The sequence below is a fragment of the Paenibacillus sp. A14 genome, assembly GCF_036864815.1.
Taxonomy (GTDB): domain Bacteria; phylum Bacillota; class Bacilli; order Paenibacillales; family Paenibacillaceae; genus Fontibacillus; species Fontibacillus sanfengchensis.
Genome location: NZ_JBAGJD010000002.1, coordinates 301,868 through 324,688, shown reverse-complemented (window position 1 = coordinate 324,688; position 22,821 = coordinate 301,868). Strand labels below are relative to the sequence as shown.

General features: G+C 54.5%; 18 protein-coding genes. 14 read left to right on the top strand and 4 right to left on the bottom strand.

The features are described from left to right. Positions 1–151 precede the first annotated feature (151 nt). Positions 152–409, top strand: coding sequence for a hypothetical protein (locus V4U88_RS05890; protein ID WP_334072333.1), 258 nt, complete (start codon positions 152–154; stop codon positions 407–409). A gap of 135 nt (positions 410–544) precedes the next feature. Here the strand turns inward: V4U88_RS05890 and V4U88_RS05885 are convergent, their stop codons facing one another. The 3 genes from V4U88_RS05885 to V4U88_RS05875 all read right to left on the bottom strand — a co-directional run bounded on the left by V4U88_RS05885 (position 545) and on the right by V4U88_RS05875 (position 3,865). Next, on the bottom strand, positions 545–1,594 hold the full coding sequence (locus tag V4U88_RS05885) for an LLM class flavin-dependent oxidoreductase (RefSeq protein ID WP_334072332.1): 1,050 nt from the start codon (positions 1,592–1,594) through the stop codon (positions 545–547). A gap of 553 nt (positions 1,595–2,147) precedes the next feature. After that, the gene (locus V4U88_RS05880; protein WP_334072331.1) at positions 2,148–2,978 is read right to left on the bottom strand and encodes a carbohydrate ABC transporter permease; all 831 of its coding nucleotides are present in this window, start codon (positions 2,976–2,978) and stop codon (positions 2,148–2,150) included. Then, positions 2,978–3,865: a carbohydrate ABC transporter permease gene (locus V4U88_RS05875; protein ID WP_334072330.1), complete on the bottom strand. Its 888-nt coding sequence runs from the start codon at positions 3,863–3,865 to the stop codon at positions 2,978–2,980. Before V4U88_RS05875 ends, V4U88_RS05880 begins: the two co-directional genes overlap by 1 nt. 158 nt (positions 3,866–4,023) lie before the next feature. Here V4U88_RS05875 and V4U88_RS05870 point away from each other — a divergent pair, with 158 nt between their 5' ends. From V4U88_RS05870 to alr, 10 genes are all read left to right on the top strand, one after another. Next, the gene (locus tag V4U88_RS05870; RefSeq protein WP_334072329.1) at positions 4,024–5,850 is read left to right on the top strand and encodes a cache domain-containing sensor histidine kinase; all 1,827 of its coding nucleotides are present in this window, start codon (positions 4,024–4,026) and stop codon (positions 5,848–5,850) included. Continuing rightward, positions 5,843–7,492, top strand: a complete 1,650-nt coding sequence (locus V4U88_RS05865; RefSeq protein WP_334072328.1) for a response regulator — start codon at positions 5,843–5,845, stop codon at positions 7,490–7,492. The genes V4U88_RS05870 and V4U88_RS05865 overlap by 8 nt, the downstream gene beginning before the upstream one ends. A 136-nt stretch (positions 7,493–7,628) precedes the next feature. Further along, positions 7,629–8,951: an extracellular solute-binding protein gene (locus V4U88_RS05860; protein ID WP_334072327.1), complete on the top strand. Its 1,323-nt coding sequence runs from the start codon at positions 7,629–7,631 to the stop codon at positions 8,949–8,951. Between the two features lie 129 nt (positions 8,952–9,080). After that, positions 9,081–11,207, top strand: a complete 2,127-nt coding sequence (locus V4U88_RS05855) for an alpha-galactosidase (RefSeq protein ID WP_334072326.1) — start codon at positions 9,081–9,083, stop codon at positions 11,205–11,207. Between the two features lie 184 nt (positions 11,208–11,391). Beyond that, positions 11,392–11,817, top strand: a complete 426-nt coding sequence (locus V4U88_RS05850) for an SRPBCC family protein (protein WP_334072325.1) — start codon at positions 11,392–11,394, stop codon at positions 11,815–11,817. Positions 11,818–11,819: 2 nt separating this feature from the next. Then, the gene (locus tag V4U88_RS05845) at positions 11,820–12,254 is read left to right on the top strand and encodes an ArsR/SmtB family transcription factor (protein ID WP_334072324.1); all 435 of its coding nucleotides are present in this window, start codon (positions 11,820–11,822) and stop codon (positions 12,252–12,254) included. 345 nt (positions 12,255–12,599) lie between these two features. Further along, positions 12,600–14,066 carry a MocR-like pyridoxine biosynthesis transcription factor PdxR gene (pdxR, locus tag V4U88_RS05840; RefSeq protein WP_334072323.1) on the top strand — a complete coding sequence of 489 codons (1,467 nt, stop codon included), beginning with the start codon at positions 12,600–12,602 and terminating at the stop codon, positions 14,064–14,066. 47 nt (positions 14,067–14,113) lie between these two features. Then, entirely contained in the window at positions 14,114–15,031 is a 918-nt protein-coding gene (locus V4U88_RS05835; protein WP_334072322.1) for a D-alanine--D-alanine ligase, read from the top strand. Then, the gene (locus V4U88_RS05830) at positions 15,028–16,218 is read left to right on the top strand and encodes a pyridoxal phosphate-dependent aminotransferase (protein ID WP_334072321.1); all 1,191 of its coding nucleotides are present in this window, start codon (positions 15,028–15,030) and stop codon (positions 16,216–16,218) included. Before V4U88_RS05835 ends, V4U88_RS05830 begins: the two co-directional genes overlap by 4 nt. Further along, positions 16,215–17,462, top strand: coding sequence for an alanine racemase (alr, locus tag V4U88_RS05825; protein WP_334072320.1), 1,248 nt, complete (start codon positions 16,215–16,217; stop codon positions 17,460–17,462). Before V4U88_RS05830 ends, alr begins: the two co-directional genes overlap by 4 nt. On the opposite strand, the gene V4U88_RS05820 is transcribed toward alr, so the two are convergent. Continuing rightward, a complete protein-coding gene (locus tag V4U88_RS05820) occupies positions 17,431–17,634 on the bottom strand; it encodes a hypothetical protein (protein ID WP_334072319.1) in 204 nt (67 codons plus the stop codon). The genes alr and V4U88_RS05820 overlap by 32 nt on opposite strands. A gap of 638 nt (positions 17,635–18,272) precedes the next feature. Between V4U88_RS05820 and V4U88_RS05815 the strand changes: the two genes are divergently transcribed. From V4U88_RS05815 to V4U88_RS05805, 3 genes are all read left to right on the top strand, one after another. Further along, positions 18,273–18,839: a TetR/AcrR family transcriptional regulator gene (locus V4U88_RS05815; protein ID WP_334072318.1), complete on the top strand. Its 567-nt coding sequence runs from the start codon at positions 18,273–18,275 to the stop codon at positions 18,837–18,839. 170 nt (positions 18,840–19,009) lie between these two features. Further along, positions 19,010–20,503, top strand: a complete 1,494-nt coding sequence (locus V4U88_RS05810; protein ID WP_416367207.1) for an MDR family MFS transporter — start codon at positions 19,010–19,012, stop codon at positions 20,501–20,503. Positions 20,504–21,481: 978 nt separating this feature from the next. Next, positions 21,482–22,771: an NCS2 family permease gene (locus V4U88_RS05805; protein ID WP_334072317.1), complete on the top strand. Its 1,290-nt coding sequence runs from the start codon at positions 21,482–21,484 to the stop codon at positions 22,769–22,771. Positions 22,772–22,821 lie beyond the last annotated feature (50 nt).

Here is a 22,821-nt window from a genome sequence, read left to right as displayed (position 1 = left end):
TGGACCTCGAGTGTACGCAAGCTATCATTAATTTGCCGGGGACGCGTCGCTCCCGAAATAATTACATCGCAATTGCCGGCATCTTGCTCTTATCCACCTAGAGTGGTAGTTATTAATTAAAGAATAATTCCACTTCTGAGAGGGTGAGAAATTGAAAGTTATCGAATTGGCCATTGTATTAGATGATAAAGAGGGAAACTACGCTGAAAAATTTGACCTGGTTGCCTTGCCTTTTGTTCCAAGAAAAGGAGAAATGATTTTATGGAATCATAAACTTTATCGTGTGCTGGATGTTATGTATGGTTTTGATACGAACCCGTACGACTATAATTTTGATGCCGGCCCTACTACTCAAAGTTCGGTGGCTCATAATGTAACTTATAAAGTTTTTTTGAAACCTGATAGTTAAACAATTTTGAATTCTATTTGCCGCATTAACTCCGAGCTGTTCTTTAAAATCAAGATTCCGTTTTATTCAATAGACTAAGGGGCTGTCTCCAGATCATTCAATCTGTGGAGACAGCCCTTTTAACGTGTGTAGCACTTAGTTGTTTTTGAGCTCGGCCAGCAGCTCGTAAGAGCGTAAACGGGCTTTATGGTCATAGATTTGTCCGGCGATGATCAGTTCGTCCGCGCCGGTCTCCCGAAGGATTTCCTCCAACCGGTTGCGGACCGTGGCTTGGGAACCGATGGCCGAGAAGCCGAGTTGACGTTGGACGAGCGCTTTTTCCTGCGGCGTCCAGATCTCTTCGAGACTGTCGACGGGGGCGCTCAACTGCCCGGGGCGGCGGCGGATCAGATTCAGGAATTGCATCTCCTGCGAAGTCGCAAGCCTGCGGGCCTCGGCGTCCGTAGCGGCGACAATCACGTTTACGCCGACCATGGCGTACGGCTTCTCCAGGTGGACCGACGGCTGAAAATGGCCGCGGTACAAATCCAGCGCCGGCAACAGGTAGTCCGGCGCGAAATGGCTGGCGAAGGAGAACGGCAGGCCGAGAGCGGCGGAGAGCTGTGCGCTGAAACCGCTCGAGCCCAGCAGCCAGATCGGGATATTGAGCCCTTCGCCGGGGACGGCCCTTACCCGCATCGAGGAACTCGATACGGGGTGGAAATATTCCCGGAGCTCGCGCAGCCGCTCCGGGAAGTCCTGGCCGTCGCTGCCCGGCCCCCGGCGCAGGGCCTGCGCGGTGAGCTGGTCGGAGCCGGGCGCCCGGCCGAGGCCGAGATCGATCCGCCCGGGATACAGCGTCTCGAGCGTCCCAAACTGCTCGGCGATCACGAGCGGTGAATGGTTCGGCAGCATAATGCCGCCGGAACCGACGCGGATCGTGCTCGTGCCGCCGGCCACGTAGCCGATGGCTACCGAGGTGGCCGAGCTGGCAATGCCCGGCATACTGTGATGCTCGGCGAGCCAGAAGCGGTTGTAGCCCCATTTTTCGGCATGGCGGGCCAAGTCCAGTGTGTTCTTTAGCGACTGGGCCGCCGTGCTGCCGGCGGTGATCGGGGCGAGATCCAATATGGACAGAGGAATCGCGGACAACGGTCTGTTATCGGAATCTTTAGTGGAATGAAGGCCGTAACTAAGCTCAGACATAAGATCGATACCTCCCAATTTTACATACTTTAGATCACTATCATACCAAAAGTAACTACAAAGATGAAAGTGGGACGGTTCTGATACCTTTTCATTAATATGCCCTACTCCGCTTGATTTGACCGAATTTCCCGCATATTTGCATTTTCTGTAATATCGGGGAGAACGCCGGAGTCAATATACCGCTTAGACCAGAACGCTACCCGCTAACGGAAGCCATAGCTGCTATTTCGCGTTTTAAGAGCGAATTGGAATTTTAACGGACCCAGTAGCGGCTATTTCAGCAAAAAGAGGTGATTCTGGCGGTAATCAACACAAATAGGCGCTATGGCTTCCGTTAGGTTTGTCAAAGGGCGGTTTAGCGCGAAATAGCGGCTATTGTGTCCGTAAGTCCGTAAGTCCGTGAGAGTGACCGATCTTGGGCCGGCTCTCACGTGACCAACTTGGAGCCAGTTCTATCCGTGACGGCTCAGCCCCGTGCGTGAGCCGCGATGCCCTGGCCCAAATAAAACGTCCCATCCGGCACAAGAGGTGCTGGATGGGACGCCCGGGTTTAGCCTTTCACCGCGCCGGCGACAACGCCTTTGACGATGTATTTTTGCAGGAAGATAAATACGACGATCGAAGGGAGCACGGCCATCACCATGGCGGTCATCGCATACTGCCAGTCGGAGGTGTATTGTCCGACGAAGGTGTAGGCGGCCAGCGTGAGCGTCTTGGTGTCCGGCGAGCCGTTGACCATCAGGAGCGGGAGCAGGAAGTCGTTCCAGATCCACATCACGTCGATGATGATGATGGTTGTCGTCACGGATTTCAGCAGCGGGAAGATGACGCTGAAGAAGAGCCGGAATCCGGAGGCGCCGTCGATTGTGGCGCTTTCGTCGATCTCCTTCGGAATGCCTTTGACGAAGCCGTGATAGATGAACAGGGCGAGCGGGGCGCCGAAGCCCCAGTACATAATGCCGAGTCCCCAGGTGCTTTCGGCAAGATGCAGGTTTTTGGCCATTTGCAGCACGGTCAGCATGATCGACTGGAACGGGATCAGCATCGGCATGATGCAAAGGAAGTAGATGATGCCGCTGGCTTTGGATTTCGTGCGCGCCAGTTTATAGGCGGCAATGGAGGAAATCAGCACAATGCCGGCCAGGCCGAGAACCGTGATGACGGTGTTGTTCAGGAACAGCCGCGGATAGTTGATGAATTTCCATACATACGTATAGTTTTCGAACGCCAGCGCCTTGGGCAGCGCGATGACGTCGGTCATGACCTCGGAGAAGCTTTTGAGCGAGTTGATGATGGTCAGGAACAGCGGATACAGGAATATCAAGGACAAAATGACCATCACGACTTCAAGCAGAATACGTCCTGTTTTGTTGGATTTCATTAAGCCTCAACCTCCCTGCGTTTAAAGATCGTTAACTGGATTACGGTGATGACGAGTACCGCGACGAACAGAATGAGCGCTTTCGCCGTACCGTAGCCGTACAAGTTGTTTTGGAACGTGTCGCGGTAAATATCGTAAGCGACCGAGTATGTCGTTCCGCCCGGACCACCGCCCGTCAGGGACAGGATGACGTCGAACACTTTGATCGAGTTGGTCAGCGCCATGAACACGGAGATCGTAATCGACGGAGCGAGCAGCGGCAGCGTGATGTTGAAGAAGCGGCGGATCGGCCCCGCGCCGTCCACGGTTGCGGCTTCCTTCAGGTCGTCCGGCACCGATTGGAGACCGGCGATGTAAATCACGAGATAGAAACCGATGGACTGCCAGAGCGAAACCAGCAGAATCGAGATGAAGGCAAGCCCGGGTTCACCCAGCCAACTGAGCTGGAAGAGTCCCCATCCGGTGCTTTCGCCCAAAGACTCGAATCCTTGCATGAAGATGAACTTCCAGATAAAGCCGACGATGACAAGGCTGAGGATGTAGGGAATGAAGAACGCGGCTCTCAGCCAATTGGTCGATTTCAGCTTCATATCGAGGACCAGCGCCAGCAAGATGGCCAGCACGTTGACCAGGATAATGTACAGAATCGCATATTTAATGGTGAACAAGGCCGCGTTGGTAAAGTTGGCGTCCCCCATGAAGATTTGCTTGAAGTTATCCAATCCGATAAATTTCGGATGCTTCGAAATCCCGTTCCATTTCGTCAGGGAATAGCGGATCGTCATGATAAACGGATAATAAAACACGGCAATGACGCAAATTAGAATGGGAAGTGTAAAGGCTCCGAATTCGAGCTTGTCAGCACGTTTTCTCCCTAGTTTCATCATAATGCACCTCTTTTTCGTGGCGATGGTTTAAATTCGCTGTTGTATTTCAGTTATAATGCAATTATAGGACAGGGGGTATTCGGTCTAAATGGATTTAAATAAACAGTTAAGGGTAAAAAGGTGAACTGTGAAAAAAAAGCGCAGATAGGATGGAGCCGATGAGATACCGCATAGACAGAGCCTTCCGCAACCTGATCGAGCCGATTTCCCGCAGGCTGGTCAATAAGCTTATTTTGTTTTTTTCCACGATTATTATCCTCGTTGTCGGTTCGTTAACCATCATTTCGTACAACATGCTCCAGCGGGAATCCGTGGACCATAGCATCGAAAGCACGGCGAGCAATCTGAAGCTGGTGAATCAGAATCTGGAGGATTATCTGGAGGGGATCGAGCAGTTGTCCTTACCGCAAATCCGATACGACGATCTGATCCGCGCGATTATCAACGAAGATCAGGACTATGCTTCCAAAATGTATCTGGAGGATTACCTCCGCAACCTGTTCTACTCGCGCGACGACTTGAGCAGTATCTACCTGTACCTCGTCGGGAAGGGCAAATACTATTCGATCACCCAGGAAGCTTACGATATTAAGCTGCGGATCAGTTACGAAGGGAAAATTCCGGAGCAGGCCTGGTTCAAAGAGGCTATGGAAAGCCCGTATAACAGGTCCTACCAGTCTTTTCTGGATCCCAATGCGAAGACGGGCTATACGGCGATTATGGATCCGGGGTTTATGGCTTATCACCGGGTGCTGCGGTCGATTGCTACCAGGGAGCCGCAGGCGGTGATATCTTTTTATTTAAAACCGGATATGAAAAATGAAATTATGCGGGACATCCCGTTTGAAGATGGAGAGCACCTGCTTTATCTGGATCCCCATAATGTCCCGTTCCATGCGGACAATCTTGAATTTTACAAGCAATTGAAAGAGGCCGGCGGACTTCCCCCGTCGGGCGAAGGCGTGGCGGCCGGACCGATTTCCTGGACCGCGGAAGGTCAAAAATATCTGATCGTATATAATGTAGGGGAACAGGACGGCTGGAAGCTGGTCAAGCCGATCCCTTACAGCAATATCTATGAGCCGGCCCGGGTAACGCGAGACTTGAACTACTTAATCGGATTTATTTTTCTGGTGATTTCCGTCGTCTTGGTTACGCTGATCTCCAACGCGATTACGAAGCCGCTCAAAAAGCTGTCCCATCAAATGAAGCGGTTCAGCGAAGGAACCTTCGATGCCGAGGCACCGGTGAAGGGCAGGGATGAGATCGCCTATCTGACGCGGCATTTCAACCGGATGGTATCCCGGACCAATGACCTGATCAATGAGCGGTATAAAATGAAGCTGGTGGAGAAAAATGCGATTTTAAAGGCGCTGGAGGCGGAGATCAATCCTCATTTTTTATATAACGCCCTGCAGGCGATTTCCACCAAAGCGCTGAAGAGCGGCGATTTTGACGTCGCAGACATGGTGGATGCACTGGCTCTCACGCTGAGATACTGTATAAGCGGAAAAGACATCGTGTACGCTAGAGAAGAGCTGAAGCATATCGAGCGGTATTTGGCTTTGCAAAAAGCCAGATTCGGGAGCCGACTCGACGTGTCCGTCGAATGGGACGATTCGCTGATGGAGCTGCAAATCCCCAAGCTGTCCATTCAGTCGCTTGTTGAAAACTCCATCAAGCATGGGGTGGAGAAGGTGTCCGTGGCCATCCGCATCATAATCCGGGCGGAACTTGGTGATACCCATGCGGTCATTACGGTGGAGGATAACGGTCCGGGAATTCCGCCGGCTCGGATGGAGGAAATTCTGGCGTCATTCCGTACGGAGTGGGAAGAGCAGGAAGGGGAGAACATCGGATTGAAGAACTTGCATACCCGGCTGGTTCTCCTTTACGGAGAGGAAGCGGGCTTAAGGATTGAGAGCGGGGACAAAGGCACGAAAATGATCATGCTGATACCGCGGGGAGGCCAAAGTCATGTATAAAGTGCTGATCATTGACGATGAAGAACCGCTTCGCGAAGCGATTCGCATCCTGGGCGATTGGGAACGGCTTCAGGTAGATACGGTACTGGAGGCCACGGACGGCAAGTCCGGGCTTGAAATGGTTCGGGAACATAAACCGGACCTCGTTATGGTCGACATGAAAATGCCCGAAATGAACGGGGTGGAGTTTCTGCGCGCGATGGAGACGGAATTTCCCGAGCTTTTAACGATTGTGATCAGCGGGTACAACGATTTCGAATTTACCCGGCAGGCGATCCATTCCAAAGTGCTGGACTATCTGCTTAAACCGATCAACCGCCTGGATCTGAATCAGGCGCTCGGCAAGGCGGTCGGCCTGCTGGAGGCGAAGCGCCAGATTCGCAGTGAATCGATCACGCGGAATATCGCTTTTAATATGTCGCTGCCTAAGCTGAAAGAGAAGATTTATTTCTCCATTATCGAGCGAAGCTTCAAAAAACAGAGCAATAAGGCTTTTCTGGCCCTGATCGGCGCCGAGGAGGAAAACCTTCGCTACGGGACGCTCGTCTTGCGGATTCTCAATATGGAGTCGATTCGGGACAGCCGGTTCAATTCGGATACGGAGCTGCTCTATTTTGCCGTGGCGAATGTAATTAACGAGATGTCCGATGACGGCCTTCAATGCTTTAGCTTTGCCAATCCGAAGCAGGAGCGGGAAATCATCGCGGTGTATACCGCCAACGGCGGTTATCCGCAGGAGCTGCTGTTCCGCTCGGAACAGTTGTTGAAACGCGTCGTCTCCACCTTAAGTTCCCTGTTCGGCATCATTGCGGCGGGCGGTGTCGGCCGGCCGTGCGATGACGCGCTGGAATTGGCTGACTCTTATGAGGCGGCGGGTTCCTCGCTGCAGGCGATCGACCTGTTGAAGCTGACGGGCAAGGCGGTGATCGGTTCCGGGGACAAGCAGACGGTCCGCGACGTCCATTCCCTGACGGGACGGATGCCGATCCTGCGCAGCGCCGTGGAAGCGGGAAACCTGAACCACGCCAGAACAGTCCTCGGCGAATTTGCCCGCAAGGTCCGGGCCTCCGCTTTTTTCGGCCTGGGGGATGCCGACCGTATGGTCCGCGAGATTGTAGTGCTTTTCAATGATATGGCCCTCGAGCTCGGAGTGTCGCCGGACCGGCTTCCGTCTTTCAGCGGGGAGCGCGGGTTGCGCTCGGTTCGGGTGAAGACCGATTTTGCGACCTTCGACGAATTCGAGGGCTTGCTGATGCGGACCCTGGAATACTACAGCGAGCAAATCCGCCAGGCGATGGCTGGAAGGCGCCCGTTCAATGTAGAGGACATCAAGGAATATATCGATAACCACTATTATGAGGATATTAAAATATCTATGTTCACGGAGAAGTATTTTCTAAGCCGGGAATATTTGATGAAGCTGTTCAAACAGCAGTACGGCTATGGCATACATGAGTATATTCAAAAGATTCGTATGGACAAAGCGCAGGAACTGTTGAACGATTCCACGCTAAAAATACAGGAAATTTCCGAAATGCTCGGATACAAGGACAAGAACTATTTCAGCAAAGCTTTTCGGAATTACTACGCCATTTCTCCGTCGGAGTACCGGAGTCAGCGGGCGGAAAGGGCTAAAAAGTGAACTAGCCTATAACATTACTTTTTTACCCTTAACAGACCACATATCTACATTTTTATTGGGCACCCTTTTCTTTAGAATAGGGAGCATAGAAGGTCAAACCTCTAGCGCAAACAGAATAAGAAAGTGGGGGTATGCAATGAAGAAGAAGATTTGGGCGGGTCTATTTAGTCTGACGCTGATCATGGGCCTCTTGTCCGCTTGCGGCGGCAACAATGCGGCGAATAACGGAGCGGCCGGTGGAACCAACGCAGGAAATGGCGGCGCTGCGGACGACAACAAGAAGGTAACGATCAACATGTTCACAGCTTCCCCGGAGTATACGGATGCGTTCAATGCTTACATCGCAGAGTATAAAAAAGTGAAGCCGAACGTAACGATCAATCTGGAAATTATGCAATCCGACTACAACACCGTATTGAAATCCAGAATCGCGGCAGGCAGCACGCCGGACGTATTCCAAACGACCGCGGGCGGGGACATCGATACTTACGCGGAATACAGCGCCGACTTGACGAACGAACCGCTGGCGGCAGCCATGACGGATGCCGTTCGCGCCAACATGAGTTCCAGCGACGGCAAAGTGCTCGGTCTGCCGGTGAAAGGCAACCTCTTCTCGATCGTATACAACAAGAAATTGTTTGAGGATGCTGGTATCGCAACATTCCCTAGAACGACAGCCGAGATGGAAGACGCCATCGCCAAGCTGGAAGCCAAAGGCATCACGCCATTCGCCAATGCCTACAAAGAATGGTGGGTATGGAAGCACCTCTTCCAACACTTCGTGGATGCTGCAGCACAGGATGCCGGCGTAACTCCGAAAGAACTGGTCGACAAATTTATCGCCGGGGAAGCCAAAATCAAGGATTATCCTTTACTGTACAATAACTTCTTCGCTTATGTTGACACTACGGTAAAACATGGTACGGACAAGCCTCTGGAGCGCGACAGCAACGCTCAAGTCAGCGACTTCGCCTCCGGCAAGGCGGCGATTCTGAACGGTAAGGGCGCATGGGACGAAGAAGCGATCAAGAAAATTACGCCGGACATCCAAATCGGCATCGCGGGTTACCCTGTCAGCGACAAACCGGAGCAATCCCAAATCATTACGGGGGCCGACCAGGCGCTGCGGATCAACAAAGATTCCGCTGTAGCGAAGGAAACGATCGAATTCTTCAACTGGTTGTACACTTCGGAATACGGTAAGAACTGGTTCTCCAGCGTTGCGAAAGTAATCCCTCCAATCAAGGACGCTCCGCTTCCTGATCTGGATATGCCGAAGCAAATGGACGAGATTTTGAAAAAAGAGCCTTCCGGCGACCTCTCCATCAACTACTCGCTGGATACGTTCCACCAAAAATTTGGTGAAATTATGCAGGCTTACATTGGCGGCAGCAAAGATAAAGACGCTGCTGTAGCCGAAATCGAACAAGCTTGGGTACAACTCGGTTCCGCTCAATAATACCGGGCCGCGAGTCACTCGCCTTAACGCAGCACCGCCTGGTGCTGCGTTAAGTTTTTTTCGGGGATCGGAAGGTATAGAATGAAGATAGTACTACGAGAACGCATGCAGGATGCGAGGAGGAGAACGATGACGAAGACCCGGAAGATAGAGTTGAAAGAGAACGGATTGTACCTGGTTCTGGAGATTACGGAAGAACAGGATGTCCGGCTGCTGCATTTCGGCGCGGTGCCGTACGAGGAGCAAAAGGTGCGCGAGGATCAGAAACAAGGCTTCCGCCTGATGGAACTGCAGCTTACCGGCGAAGACCGGGAGGAATACCACGGCCGGACGCACCGCGCCACCTACCCCGGACTGCGCATGCGCTATGCCGGTCATACGGATGTCCGGAACGAGACGGGGCGCAAGCTGGAAATTACGCTCAAGGACCCGGTAACCTCGCTTTCGGCCGTGCAGCACATTCAGTTTCATGATGGCGTTCCCGCCGCCCGCGCCTGGGTGGTTTTAAGCAATGAAGGAACGGAAGAACTGGGCGTGGAATATGTCTCGTCCTTCGCATTGACCGGAATCGACAAGGAGGGTGTACGGTCCCGCGACGAGAAAATGAAGCTCTTCATTCCGCATACGGGGTGGCAGAGCGAACTGCAATGGAGAGCGTACCGGCTGCCCGAGCTGGGATTGTCGCATTTGACCGACCGGTCCTCCAAACGGATTTCTTGCAGCAATACCGGGTCTTGGTCCGCCGCGGAACATATTCCGATGGCGGTGCTGGAGAACGAGGAGGCGGGTACGGCCCTTTTCTGGCAGATCGAGCATAACGGTTCCTGGCATTGGGAAATCATCGACCAGAACGATTATTTGACCGCGCTGATCAGCGGACCGACCGAACATGACAACCATTGGTGGGACAAGCTGGCACCGGGAGAGCGGTTCGTCAGCATCCCGGTCGCCGTGGGCTCGGTGTCCGGCGGATTCGATGAGGCCATCGGGGCGCTGACCCAATATCGGCGCAAGATTCGCCGGCCGAACGAGGACAACCGGCTGCTGCGGGTGATTTTCAACGATTACATGAACTGCCTGTGGGGCAGCCCGACGACCGCGAAGCTGCTGCCGCTGATCGATGCCGCCGCGGAGGTGGGGAGCGAGTATTTCTGCATCGATGCCGGTTGGTATGCCGCGGGAGAATGGTGGGACGGCGTAGGCGAGTGGCTGCCGTCGGAGGAACGCTTCCCGGAAGGGATCAAATACGTCCTCGACTATATTCGGAGCAAGGGCATGATTCCGGGCCTGTGGCTGGAACTGGAAGTGATGGGCATCAACAGCCCCAAGCTCAAGGATACGGATGACAGCTGGTTTTTCATGCGGCACGGGAAACGGGTCAAGGACCGGAGCCGGTACCAGCTGGACTACCGGAATCCGGCCGTGCGGGCGCATGCGACCGAGGTGATCCGCCGGTTGGTCGAGGACTATGGCGTCGGCTACATCAAGATGGACTACAACATCAACGCGGGCATCGGGACCGAAACCGGGGCGGACAGCGTGGGCGACGGGCTGCTCCAGCATAACCGCGCCTATCTGGAGTGGCTGGACGGCATTTTTGCCCGTTATCCCGACCTCGTCATCGAGAACTGCTCCAGCGGCGGGATGCGCATGGACTATGCGATGCTCAGCCGTCACAGTATCCAGTCCACCAGCGATCAGGAGGACTACGTCAATTACGCGGCGATCGCGGCGGCTTCCCCGTCCGCGCTGACGCCGGAGCAATCGGCCATCTGGTCTTACCCGCTGCGGGAAGGCAACGACGAGGAAGTCGTGTTCAACATGGTCAACGCGCTGCTGCTGCGCGTGCACCAGAGCGGCCACCTGGCCGAACTCAGCCCGCGTCGGCGGGAGCTGGTGAAGGAGGCGCTGGATTACTACAAAACGATCCGCGCCGATATTCCCGAAGCGCTGCCGTTCTGGCCGCTCGGCTTGCCGACCCAGCAGGACGAATGGGTAAGTCTTGGCCTCCGGCGGGAGGACCGGATTTACCTGGCCGTGTGGCGGGTACGGGCTGTCGAGACGGGCAATCCGCATGAGCCGGCGGAGACAACCATCCCGCTGGACTGGTTAAAGGGTAAGCCGCTCCAAGTACGCTGCGCTTACCCGCAGGATTTTGCGGGGGATTGCGTCTGGAGCGCCAAAGACGGGGAACTAAAGGTCGTCTTGCCGGCCGAGAAAACCGCAAGATTGTACGAGATTACCGTGGGGGAGTAGTGAAGCGGTAAGAAATGCTAGTTTAACAAAGCCGTATCCCATGGAATGAAGAAAGGGCCGTATTCACAACCTATAGTGGAGTACGGTCCTTAATTTCAGTTGACAGGAAACCGTTTGGTTTCATATAATGACGCCATGCTTAAAAATGAAACTAAAAAGTTTCCTAATGGAGGGAGAATAGATTATGGAAGATAAGATGAATGAAACGCTGCCGGATATCCGGCATACTATTTTATTGCATGCAACGGCAGAGAAGGTTTGGGAGGCCGTCGCTACGGCCGAGGGATTGTCGGCCTGGTTTATGCCGAATGATCTGAAGCCGGTGGTTGGACATGAATTTCATTTGCAGGCAGGGCCTTTCGGGCAATCTCCATGCAAAGTAACGCTTGTGGATCCGCCGAACAAGTTGTCTTTTAATTGGGGTAAAGATTGGACGCTGACCTTTGAACTGGTGGAAAAAGAGGGGCAGATCGAGTTTACGCTCATCCACGGCGGCTGGACCGCGGCTCAAGTGACGGAGTTCGGCGAGCCCCATGACATTGTGCGCGACCGGATGGACCAAGGCTGGGCCGGCCTTGTTAACAAGCTGTCCGCCTACGTCGGAGGTTAACGATGACAAACGCGGCTGCCGCGCCGAAACAAGATGTCTTTCAAGCGGTCGCTGATCCGACCCGGCGTGAGCTTCTGGGTTTGCTCGGCGACCGGGAACTGCCGCTGAAGGAGCTGACCGGCCACTTTTCGATGAGCCGGACCGCCGTTTCCAAGCATCTTCGCATCCTCTCCGATGCGGGACTGGTCCGGGACCGGAAGGTAGGCCGGGAAACTCGCTACCGGCTCGACGCCGATCCGCTGCTCGAGCTGAAGCGCTGGCTCGCTTACTTCGACCGCTTCTGGGAGAACAAGCTCTCCCTGCTGAAGCATTATGTCGAATCCAGCCCGGACGCCGGTACGCCCGCTGTTGCGGAAGAACGCCTCCGGCTGGCAAGGCCGGCACAGCAGCAGACCTTGCCGCAGCAGGCGTCCTCGGTTCAGGCCCCTGAGGATTGACGGTGAAACTGGAGCGGTCATTCCAGTAAATTAACTGGAAAACCTCCAGTTAATTTACGCGTAATCGGCCAAATCACCAATTTTGCTGGAAAACCTCCAGGTAATTCGCGGCCTTCCCGCGTGTTGGCTCCCTTTGAGGCGAATTAGCGGGAGGTAATCCCGTTAATTCGCTTGGTGAGGGCAAAAGGTCAAATTAACGGGAGGTTTTCCCGTTATCGCCGCGCCGCCCCACGTTCCCCTTTCTCGCCGCCATATGAGAACCGCCTCCGGGTCAAAAAAACGGATCGGCGGTTCTTTTATTTTTGCGCCGGTTTGTGCCATCATGAGGGTAAGGAGAGATGAAGCATGTTCAATGATTTTCGGCTTGCCGCAGGCCGTCCGGTTTATATCCAGGTCAGGGACTACCTGAAAGGGCTGATCCTGAAAGGTGCTTTGCAGAGCGAGCAAAAGCTGCCGTCCACGCGGGAATTGGGAGAACTGCTGGGCGTGAGCCGCAACAGTGCGATTTCCGCCTATACCCTGCTGGAAGAAGAGGGATTTATTTATGCCAAAGCGGGCCGAGGCAGCTATGTCGCTTCCGACGCGACCCTTCCCGGGCCGGCGGCGGCCGCCGAACCATGGCGGATGGACTGGAAGGACCGGATGAGCCGGCAGGCGCGGCAGGCGGTAGAGCTTGATCATATGAAACGCGGCCTCCGTGCGGAGAAAGGGACGATTTCATTTACCAGCATCGCGCCCGATGAACAGCTGTTTGATCTCGAGAACGTCAAACGGGCTTTTTTGGACCGCATGGCCATGGAAGGCCGGGTGCTTTTGAATTACGGATATGCCAAGGGCTACAAGCCGTTAATGGAATATTTGCTGAACTATATGGAGAGCAAGGGCGTTGATTTGCAGGGCAAAGACATCCTTATCACCAACGGATTCACGGAAGGTCTCGACATCGTATTGTCCGCACTTCACCGAGACCGTGGGGGTGCGGTCATTTGCGAGAATCCGACGCACTATACGGCGATCAAAAATCTCAAGCTGCACGGCTTTGAGATCACGGGCATCCCGATGGATGCGGACGGGGTAAACCTGGAGAAGCTTGAGGAGGCTTTGGCGGAGCGGCCTTACGATTGCGCCTATCTGGTGCCTTCTTACCATAACCCTACAGGGATTGTCACTTCAGCGGAAAAAAGACTGGCCCTGCTTCGGCTGCTCGGCCGCTACCGCATCCCGGTCATCGAGGACGGGTTCAATGAGGAACTGCGTTATTCGGGCTCGCATGTGGCTCCGCTGATCGCGATGGCGGGAACGGGCAACAGTGTCATCTACCTGGGCAGCTTCTCGAAAGTGCTGTTCCCGGGGATCCGCGTCGGCTGGGTGCTGGCGGACCGCTCGTTGATCGACAGCCTGGAAAGCGTAAAGCGGGCGCGCAGCATTCACACCTCAACGCTGGATCAATCCGTGCTTTTTCAATATTTGCAGAACGGAAATCTTGAGAAATATTTAAAGAAAGCCCGCATGGAGTATAAGCGGAAATACGAATGGACCAAAGCCTGCTGCGAGCGCTACATTCCGTACAGCCGGCTTTCGGGGAGCGGGGGGCTGCATCTTTTTATCGAATTCCCCGAAAACTTCGACACCTGGAAACTGCTGGAGGCCTGCTCGAAACAAGGCGTGATCTTTACGCCCGGAGATATGTTTTATACGGATGGACGGGGGCGGAATACGATGCGGATCGGTTTCTCCAGAGTATCGGATGAGGATATCGGCACCGGCATACGTCTGATCGGCGAGACGGCGGCAAAAATGATGGGGGACTGACGGGAAACTGTCGGACCGAAGGACTTAGGGAGAAGGGGCGATCAGGGATGAGAATCGGCATCATTATGGGCGGCGTCTCCTCGGAATATGAGGTTTCGCTGATGACGGGGCAGGAGATGGCGGCGCATTTGGACCGGAAAAAATATGACGTGCTGCCCATTGTCGTAACGAAGCGGGAAGAGCTCATCGACCAGGTGAAGGATATCGATTTCGCGCTGCTTGCGCTTCACGGGGCTTTTGGCGAGGATGGCACGGTGCAGGGCGCGCTGGAAACGCTGGGCATCCCTTATTCGGGAAGCGGCGTGCTGGCCAGCAGCCTTTGCATGGATAAGGACTTGTCCAAGAAGATGATGCGCGCCGAGGGCATACCGACCCCGAATTGGCGGTGCCTTACGCTCGACGGTTGGCGAGAGCAGGTGGCTGGCGTGGAATTTCCGGTATTCGTAAAGCCGAACAACGGCGGCTCCAGCGTTGGGGTGCGGCGGGCGGACGACGAGGAGGAACTGCATGAGGCGGTCGCGGAAGCTTTTCGCTGGGACCGGGCGGTTATCGTCGAATCGAGGATCGAGGGACAGGAGATCACCTGCTCGCTCGTTGATGGGGAACTGCTTCCGGTGCTGGGCATCCGCGCGGCCTGTGCGGAATGGTTCGACTATAATGCCAAATATACCGCCGGCGGAGCCGAGGAGGCGCCTATCGCTCTCCCGGATGACGTGCATTCCCGCGTCCGGGAGACGGCGATGGCCTGCTACAGGCTTTTTAAATGCGGTGTTTATGCGAGGATCGATATGATTTTGCGAAACGATACGCCCTACGTGCTGGAGGTAAATACGCTGCCGGGCATGACGAAAACCAGTTTGCTGCCCAGAAGCGCCGAGGCGGCGGGGTGGACTTATGCTGAGTTGCTGGACCGGATTATTGAAGGCTCGCTGCGGGAGCGGGGAAAGGCAGGGGAAACGCAATGACATCAACGAAAAATTGGATTGCTCCAAGAGTGAGGGAAATTCCGCCCTCGGGAATCCGGAGATTTTTTGACCAGACCCTAGGGGAGACCGATGTGATTCGACTGGGGGTGGGGGAACCGGATTTCTCCGTGCCTGAACCGGTCCGTGAGGCGTGTATTCGCGCGCTTTATGACGGGCCGACGGGGTACACCGCGAATGCGGGGCTGCCGGAGCTCAGAGAGGCCATCTGCGAATATATGCAGGGCAGCTTTCGTCTCCGGTATGACCCTGTCCGGGAAATCCTGGTTACCGTCGGCACCAGTGAGGCCGTTGATTTGGCGCTTCGGGCCTGCATCGTTCCCGGGGATGAAATTCTGATGCCGGCTCCCGGTTATGTCGCTTACGCGCCCATCGCCCATTTGTGCGGCGGAAAAGTTGTGGAGGTTGAGACGAACGCAGCGCAGAAGTTTAAGCTTACCGCGGATGCGTTGGCCCGGCAGATCACGGACCGCTCCAAAGTGCTGATCGTCAATTACCCGGGAAATCCGACAGGAGCCGTCATGACGGAGGAGGACTGGCTTCCCGTGGCCGCGCTCGCCGTAAAGCATAACTTGATCGTCATTTCGGATGAAGTTTATGCGGAGCTCACGTACGGAAGGCGGCACGTCAGCATCGCTTCGCTGCCGGGGATGTGGGAGCGGACGCTGGTCATCGGCGGTTTTTCTAAGGCGTTTGCCATGACGGGCTGGCGGGTCGGGTATGCCGCCTGCGGCAATCATGATCTGCTGTCGGCGATGTTGAAAATTCACCAGTACACCGCGATGTGCGCCCCAACGCCGGGGCAGATCGCCGCGCTGGCTTCCCTTCGGTATGGCCTGGAGGCCAAGGAAGCGATGAAAGAAGTATTCGACGAAAGACGGCGCATGTTTGTACGCGGGTTGAGAGAGCTCGGGCTTCCCTGCCATGAACCGGAAGGGGCTTTCTATGCCTTCCCTTCAATTTCTCCTGCCGGGGAGGACTCCGACACCTTTGCTCAAAGGCTTCTTCGCGAGGCCGGGGTGGCAGCCGTACCGGGCCGGGTATTCGGAACGGGCGGGGAAGGACATATCCGTTTTTCTTACGCGGCGTCCACGGAGAACCTGGAAAAGGCATTGGAGCGAATGGAGCGCTTTTTGAGCCGGATGCGCATGGGTGTGGAGGCGATATGAAAGAAGCGGGCATCATGATATCCACTCCTTCGAAGGTCAGTAGCCGCGACACTTGGGCGGAAGTTTCGCTGGATGCGATAGCCCATAATGTTGCGCTGTTCCGGCGTCAAGCGGCTGCGGAGTGCCGGGTAATGGCGGTGGTCAAAGCCAACGGATACGGCCACGGTGCCGTGCAAGCGGCGCGGGCGGCGAGAGTGGGCGGTGCGGATTACCTTGGTGTAGCTTTGCTTGATGAGGCTCTGCACCTCAGGGAAGCGGGAATCCAACTGCCGATCCTGGTGCTGGGCTATACCCCGCCCTCCGCGGTGGATTTGGCGGTTCGTCATGATATAACTCTGACGGTCTTCTCTGCTGACGTTCTGCGGGAAGCTGCCGCCCGGGCGGAACTGCGGCGGAAGCCGGCCCGGATCCACCTCAAATTGGATACGGGGATGTCCCGGATCGGCCTGACCTCCGCCGAGGCGGTGGTGGAGATGGCGCAACAAGCATCCGCATGTTCACCTCATATTGTTCTGGAAGGGCTGTTTACGCATTTTGCCGATGCGGATGGGCCAGACCCCGGGTTCACGGATCGGCAATACCGGCAGTTCATCTCCTGTATCCAGGCTCTTGAGTCCAGGGGGCTGTCCATTCCTCTCAAGCATTGCTGCAACAGCGCCGCCGCCATGCGTTTTTCCCATATGCATCTGGATATGATCCGGGTAGGTATCGCCATGTACGGCCTGCACCCTTCGGATTATACGAAGCTTCCGAACTACCCGCTTCGTGAAGCGATGCAACTGAAGACGAAGATTGTGGCCCTCCGGCAAATCGCGAAGGGAGACACGGTGAGCTACGGACGGACCTACCGGGCGGATGGGGACCGGCTTATCGCCACCGTGCCGATCGGCTATGCGGATGGTTTATCGCGGTCGCTTTCCAATCGGGGAACGGCGATCTTGCGGAACCGCCGGGTTCCGATCGTCGGGCGGGTGTGCATGGACCAGACGATGCTCGATGTCACGGCGGTGCCGGATGCGTCGGAGGGGGATACCGTCATCTTGTTTGGCGGAAAAAAGGGGCGGGAGACCATCCCCATTGATGAGGTTGCGGCGCTGATGAACACCGTGAATTATGAGATGGTCTGCCTCATCGGCCAGCGGGTCCCGCGGGTGTATCAGGAGGAGGGCGTTGCCCTTATGGCGGGCGGTTTTTACGGCGTCGGGCAGGAGGTTAAGCGTCTCCATTCGTCAGATAGCCGGTGATCAGCAGCGCCAGTAAAACGGCAATTCCGGCGGACGCCAGCTGAACGATCAAATCGTATGGATCCGGCACATCGATCAAGCCAAAAACGACATGTCGCAAAAAAAGAAAGAGCAAATTGACCGCAGCATAGAAAACAAGGACCTTTAAAGCCCCCTTTTTCATCTTTTTCATAGAGAATCGCCTTCTTCCCTGGTATCAACAAATTTAATAAAGCCGAGTATTCGATTCCTGACAGTACGCTGTCAGGAATGTTGTCTATAATAGGAACTAGCCATGGTTAAGGGACTAATTTCGACGGATTTGGGCAACGGGTTCTCGTATATTATTTTAATCGAAGACGGAAATAAAAGAGTCCTCACCGGGTCAAAAAAATAAGATACCCGCCTAGCACCGCCCTGCAACTAATGGTTTGGTTGGAATTAAAGGGAATTCTTCCCGTTAATTTGGTGCGTATGAGACTGCAGAGGCGATTTAGCTGGAAAACCTCCCGCTAATTCGCCTGAAATTCTGAATATCGGCCATTGGGCTGCGAAATAGATGGAGCTTTTCCAGCTAAATCCGATCCAAGAGCTAAGAGCGGTGCATTAACGGGAGATTTTCCCGTTAATGTGTAGACTCCGACGTTGGCGCTTTATTTCTACAGTTTGGATGTTGGCAACGTATCTCCGAAACCATTTCACAACCTTGCCCAACGCTAATTCTTAAGCTCAACCTATATAAGTTGGATTTGGGTTCTTGACAGGGGATTTATTATGGACTAAATTATATAGACCGATTGGTATAATCCTATGAGACGCGAGGTTATTTCAATGGCAAACCAGAATCCCACCCGCAAATCCCTGATTGAAACAACCGCCAGACTACTGATGAATCAAGGCTACAATGCGACTGGCCTAAACCAAATAACTCAGCTGAGCGGGGCTCCTAAGGGCTCGTTATATTATCACTTTCCCGACGGGAAGGAGCAGCTCGCCTGTGAGGCTATCCGCTACACGCAGGACACGGCGCGTTCCGAAATGATGAAGGTTTTGCAATCCACCACGGATCCCGTGGAGGCCATTCAACGCATGCTGGATTTGATGATCGAGCAATTCGACAAGGATGAAGTGATTGGAGTACCGATCGGCATTATCGCACATGAGACGGCCAAGAGTAACGAAACGATCCGCCAGGCTTGCAGCAATGCTTATGAATGCTGGGGCGTCGAACTTAAGAAGAAGTTCGTATCGGCCGGGCTAGTGGAGGAAGAAGCGCATGAATTGGCCGTGATGATTAATTCCATGGTGGAGGGCGCGGCGATCATGAGTATGACCCAAAAGAGCAGCGAACCACTACGGATTGCCTCCAAGCTGATTCCGCGATTATTTGTGCGTTAGCGGGCGGGTACAGGCTTTTTTTAACCTCATACTTAAAATTTTATATATAGAACGGTCTAATTACGAAAAGAGCCGAACATGCCAAGGCGGAAGAGCCGCGAGCCTTTCGCCTTGTTGATATAGAGACATAAACATAAATTAACCTTGGATAGTATTGGAGGAAAAGTATAATGAATATGGACGCGACAGGCGCGGTTTCATCCGCGCCTACGGAAGGGATCCGAAGGCTTCCGATCACGATTGCGCTGATTATCGGCGCGTTCGTGTCGATTCTGAACGAAACCCTGCTGAATGTAGCCTATACGGATTTAATGAAGGAATTAAGCGTCGGTCCTTCGACGATACAGTGGTTATCCACCGTTTATATGCTGGTGATCGGTATTTTGGTTCCGATTACGGCGTTGTTGATTCAATGGTTTACCACAAGACAGATGTTTTTGTCCGCGATGATTCTGTTCTTGATAGGAACGATGGTCTGCGGGGCCGCTCCTTCGTTCGGCCTCCTGCTCGTCGGCCGGATTATCCAAGCCGTCGGCACGGGACTTCTGCTTCCGGTGATGATGAATACCATTCTGACGATTTATCCCCCGGAAAAAAGAGGAGCCGCCATGGGCACCATCGGTCTCGTCATCATGTTTGGTCCGGCGATCGGACCGACGCTGTCAGGCTTGATTCTTGACGCTTTGAACTGGCGTTGGCTGTTCTTCCTGATTCTGCCGCTGGCCGTATTCTCCATTCTGTTCGCGGCCGTTTATCTGCGGAACGTTTCCGAATTGACCCGCCCTAAAGTGGATATGATTTCGATTTTGCTGTCCACCATCGGCTTCGGCGGGATCGTATATGGCTTTAGCCATGCCGGTGAAGGCGGCGGATGGTCCGATCCGACCGTTTATGTTTGTCTGGTGGCGGGTTTTGTTTCCTTGGGTCTGTTTGTATGGCGCCAGTTGGTTGTCAAGGAACCGACCCTGGACGTCCGGGTCTTCAAATACCCGATGTTTGCGCTGGCGGCCGCGTTGCTGATGGTCATGATGATGACCTTGTTCTCGACGTTGATTTTGCTGCCGATGTACTTGCAGGGAGCGCTTGTATTGGCTCCGTTTGCGGCAGGACTGGCGCTTTTGCCGGGCGGTGTCATCAACGGATTGATGTCGCCGATTGCCGGGCGGCTGTTCGATAAGTTCGGCCCGCGGGCTCTGGTCGTTCCCGGTCTGGTCATCGTGATCGTCACGATCTGGTTTATGCGCGGCCTGACCCCCACGACGCCTGTAGGAAACGTAATAGCGATGCATATCTCGCTGCTGATCGGGATTTCCCTGGTGATGATGCCCGGTCAAACGACGGGACTTAATCAACTGCCGCGCCGGATGTACCCGCACGGAACCGCGATTATGAACACGTTGCAGCAGGTCTCCGGCGCAGTCGGAACGGCGCTGTTTATCAGCATTTATTCCTCGGGGCAAAAGAGCTACCTGAGCACGGTGTCCGACCCGACCGATCCGGCTCAAATTCCGCACGCGATCGTTTCCGGGATTCACAACGCGTTCACCGTCTCGATGTTCGTCGGCGTCATCGCGCTGCTGCTGGGACTTTTCCTGCGCCGCACGCACGCCCCGGTTGAGTATCATCCTGCCGAGCCGCAGCCTAAGCCGCAGCCGCAGCAGTAAAGATAGAAAAAAGGGACTGTCCGCATTTTTGGGGCAGTCTTTTTTTGCGTAGGTCTCCCCGCGGAAAAAGGCGGGCTGCTTGGCATCACAAGGCGGACGAGGTCAATTTACCGGGGAAATCCCCCTTAAATCTGCACTAAGCGGGCTGCGGGCCACTAGCCGTTGCATTAAGCCATTTAAATACGAACAAATATGGTGGAGCCAGCTTTCCTTTGAAAGCCGGATAGGTAAATAAGGGCGTTATGCGGCGCTATTTTGTCGAAACTGGCTCATCAGTAGGGATTAATGGCCTTTTAGGCAATGACGTTGCATCAAACCTTCCTTGATGCTGCCCATTTGGGGCCAATCCGCCGCTTCGGCAAGCAACATGTCGAACTTAGATCGTCGTCTCCCCCTCTAAACTATTCTAACGGTCGCCACAGCCGTTATTTGCCCTGTTTGCACTGAATCCAAATTCTAACGGCCGCCACGGCCCCTATTTCATATAAGTATGGCTGTTTTGGTCGAAATGAAGTAAATAACGGTCCACACGACCGTTAGAATCCCAATACGTGATTCAATCGCAACATAACGGCTCTCACGGCCGTTAGACTTCCTAACTGCAGAACCTTGTTTAAAGGCCTGTACTTTTTTGCGAAGTTCTTTAAAAGCGATTAAGGCATCAAGCTCCGTTGTAATCATGTGTCAGGGTTAAAGCAACGCAAGTGACTTTTAGTAGGAAAAAGCAGGCGAAACCCTGATTTTGGAGCCCGCCACCTCTTTTTTGGTGAAATAACGTGAGTAAATCTGGATATTTCCTTTTGTGCGAGATAAGTGGCGAAATTAGCGGGACGGTTTCCTTCAATCCCACAGCCTCCGTCGCAAATTCCGAAAGATTCGTGGAATGAATCACCCAGGCCTTGACGAGGCTAGGGGATAAGCGGACAATACTAGAGGATTACAATGTAAAGCCGCAAAAACAGAGGAGAGAATACCTACATGAATCAGTTTTTTAAACTCGAACAGCATGGAACCAGCGTCAGAACCGAGCTGGTGGCGGGGATCACCACCTTTCTGGCCATGGCCTACATTCTGGTCGTCAATCCGGCCGTACTGAGTGCGGCCGGGATCCCTTTTGACCAAGTGTTTATGGCCACGGTGATCGCCGCCGTGATCGGGACGCTGTTTATGGCGCTGTTCGCCAACCATCCGATCGCCATCGCTCCGGGCATGGGGCTGAACGCGTATTTTACCAGCGTCGTCGCCTCCACCGGGCTCAATTATCAAACCGTGCTCGGCACGGTGTTTCTCGCCGGGGTGTTGTTCCTGCTGCTGAGTCTGACGAAGCTGCGGGAGGCGCTAATCCGGGCGATTCCCGATTCGCTGAAATTCGGCATTACCGCCGGCATCGGCCTTTTTATCGCTTTTCTCGGACTGAAAATGTCCGGCATCGTCGTCGCCAATCCGGAGAATCTCGTCACCTTTGGCGATCTGCACCGCTCGGTGACGCTGCTGACGATTCTCGGCGTCTTCGTGACGCTGATTCTGATGGCGCGCCGGGTCCCGGGGGCGCTGTTCATCGGGATGGCGGTCACCGCGCTGATCGGCTATTTGACCGGTGAGCTGAAGTTCGCAGCCGTAGTCTCCGCTCCACCGGTTCCGGTCTTCTTTGACATGGACATTCCCGGCGTGTTCAGCCAGGGATTGTATACGACCGTGTTCGCGTTTCTGCTTGTCACGCTGTTCGATACGACCGGTACGCTGATCGGCGTGGCGGAGCAGACGGGCACGATGAAGAACGGGGAGTTCCCGCGCGCGAAGTCCGCGCTGCTCGCCGACGCGACGGCGACAACGGTCGGTTCGATGTTCGGCACCAGTCCGACGACCGCGTTTATCGAGTCGACCACGGGGGTCGCGGCCGGGGGACGCACCGGTCTCACTTCGCTGGTGGTTGCCGTGTTGTTCCTGCTGTCCGTCTTCTTTTCACCGCTCGTCGGCGCGATCTCTTCGCTGCCCGCCATCACCGCCCCGGCGCTGATTATCGTCGGCTGCTTTATGATGGAGGGACTTGCCCGAATTCAGTGGAAGACGTTTGACGAAGCCTTCCCGGCCTTCGCCATCCTGCTGATGATGCCGTTAACCGCAAGCATCGCCACAGGGATCGCGGTCGGCTTCATCACCTATCCCGTCATGAAGCTGGTCAGCGGAAAGGGCCGTGAGGTACATCCGCTGCTTTATGTGTTCGGGCTGATTTTCCTGATCCAGCTCACCTTCTTTCCGGCTCATTGAGCGTCCATAAAAGATAAGATTTTGTCACCCGTTTTAACCGGATTGTGACC

Excerpts from the sequence above, each read along its gene's own strand:
- V4U88_RS05880 (WP_334072331.1), bottom strand. The coding sequence starts at position 2,978 with ATGAAATCCAACAAAACAGGACGTATTCTGCTTGAAGTCGTGATGGTC.
- V4U88_RS05850 (WP_334072325.1), top strand. The coding sequence starts at position 11,392 with ATGGAAGATAAGATGAATGAAACGCTGCCGGATATCCGGCATACTATT.
- V4U88_RS05875 (WP_334072330.1), bottom strand. The coding sequence starts at position 3,865 with ATGATGAAACTAGGGAGAAAACGTGCTGACAAGCTCGAATTCGGAGCC.
- V4U88_RS05855 (WP_334072326.1), top strand. The coding sequence starts at position 9,081 with ATGACGAAGACCCGGAAGATAGAGTTGAAAGAGAACGGATTGTACCTG.
- alr (WP_334072320.1), top strand. The coding sequence starts at position 16,215 with ATGAAAGAAGCGGGCATCATGATATCCACTCCTTCGAAGGTCAGTAGC.
- V4U88_RS05820 (WP_334072319.1), bottom strand. The coding sequence starts at position 17,634 with ATGAAAAAGATGAAAAAGGGGGCTTTAAAGGTCCTTGTTTTCTATGCT.
- V4U88_RS05835 (WP_334072322.1), top strand. The coding sequence starts at position 14,114 with ATGAGAATCGGCATCATTATGGGCGGCGTCTCCTCGGAATATGAGGTT.
- V4U88_RS05865 (WP_334072328.1), top strand. The coding sequence starts at position 5,843 with ATGTATAAAGTGCTGATCATTGACGATGAAGAACCGCTTCGCGAAGCG.
- V4U88_RS05860 (WP_334072327.1), top strand. The coding sequence starts at position 7,629 with ATGAAGAAGAAGATTTGGGCGGGTCTATTTAGTCTGACGCTGATCATG.
- V4U88_RS05815 (WP_334072318.1), top strand. The coding sequence starts at position 18,273 with ATGGCAAACCAGAATCCCACCCGCAAATCCCTGATTGAAACAACCGCC.
- V4U88_RS05810 (WP_416367207.1), top strand. The coding sequence starts at position 19,010 with ATGAATATGGACGCGACAGGCGCGGTTTCATCCGCGCCTACGGAAGGG.
- V4U88_RS05845 (WP_334072324.1), top strand. The coding sequence starts at position 11,820 with ATGACAAACGCGGCTGCCGCGCCGAAACAAGATGTCTTTCAAGCGGTC.
- V4U88_RS05830 (WP_334072321.1), top strand. The coding sequence starts at position 15,028 with ATGACATCAACGAAAAATTGGATTGCTCCAAGAGTGAGGGAAATTCCG.
- V4U88_RS05870 (WP_334072329.1), top strand. The coding sequence starts at position 4,024 with ATGAGATACCGCATAGACAGAGCCTTCCGCAACCTGATCGAGCCGATT.
- V4U88_RS05805 (WP_334072317.1), top strand. The coding sequence starts at position 21,482 with ATGAATCAGTTTTTTAAACTCGAACAGCATGGAACCAGCGTCAGAACC.
- V4U88_RS05885 (WP_334072332.1), bottom strand. The coding sequence starts at position 1,594 with ATGTCTGAGCTTAGTTACGGCCTTCATTCCACTAAAGATTCCGATAAC.
- pdxR (WP_334072323.1), top strand. The coding sequence starts at position 12,600 with ATGTTCAATGATTTTCGGCTTGCCGCAGGCCGTCCGGTTTATATCCAG.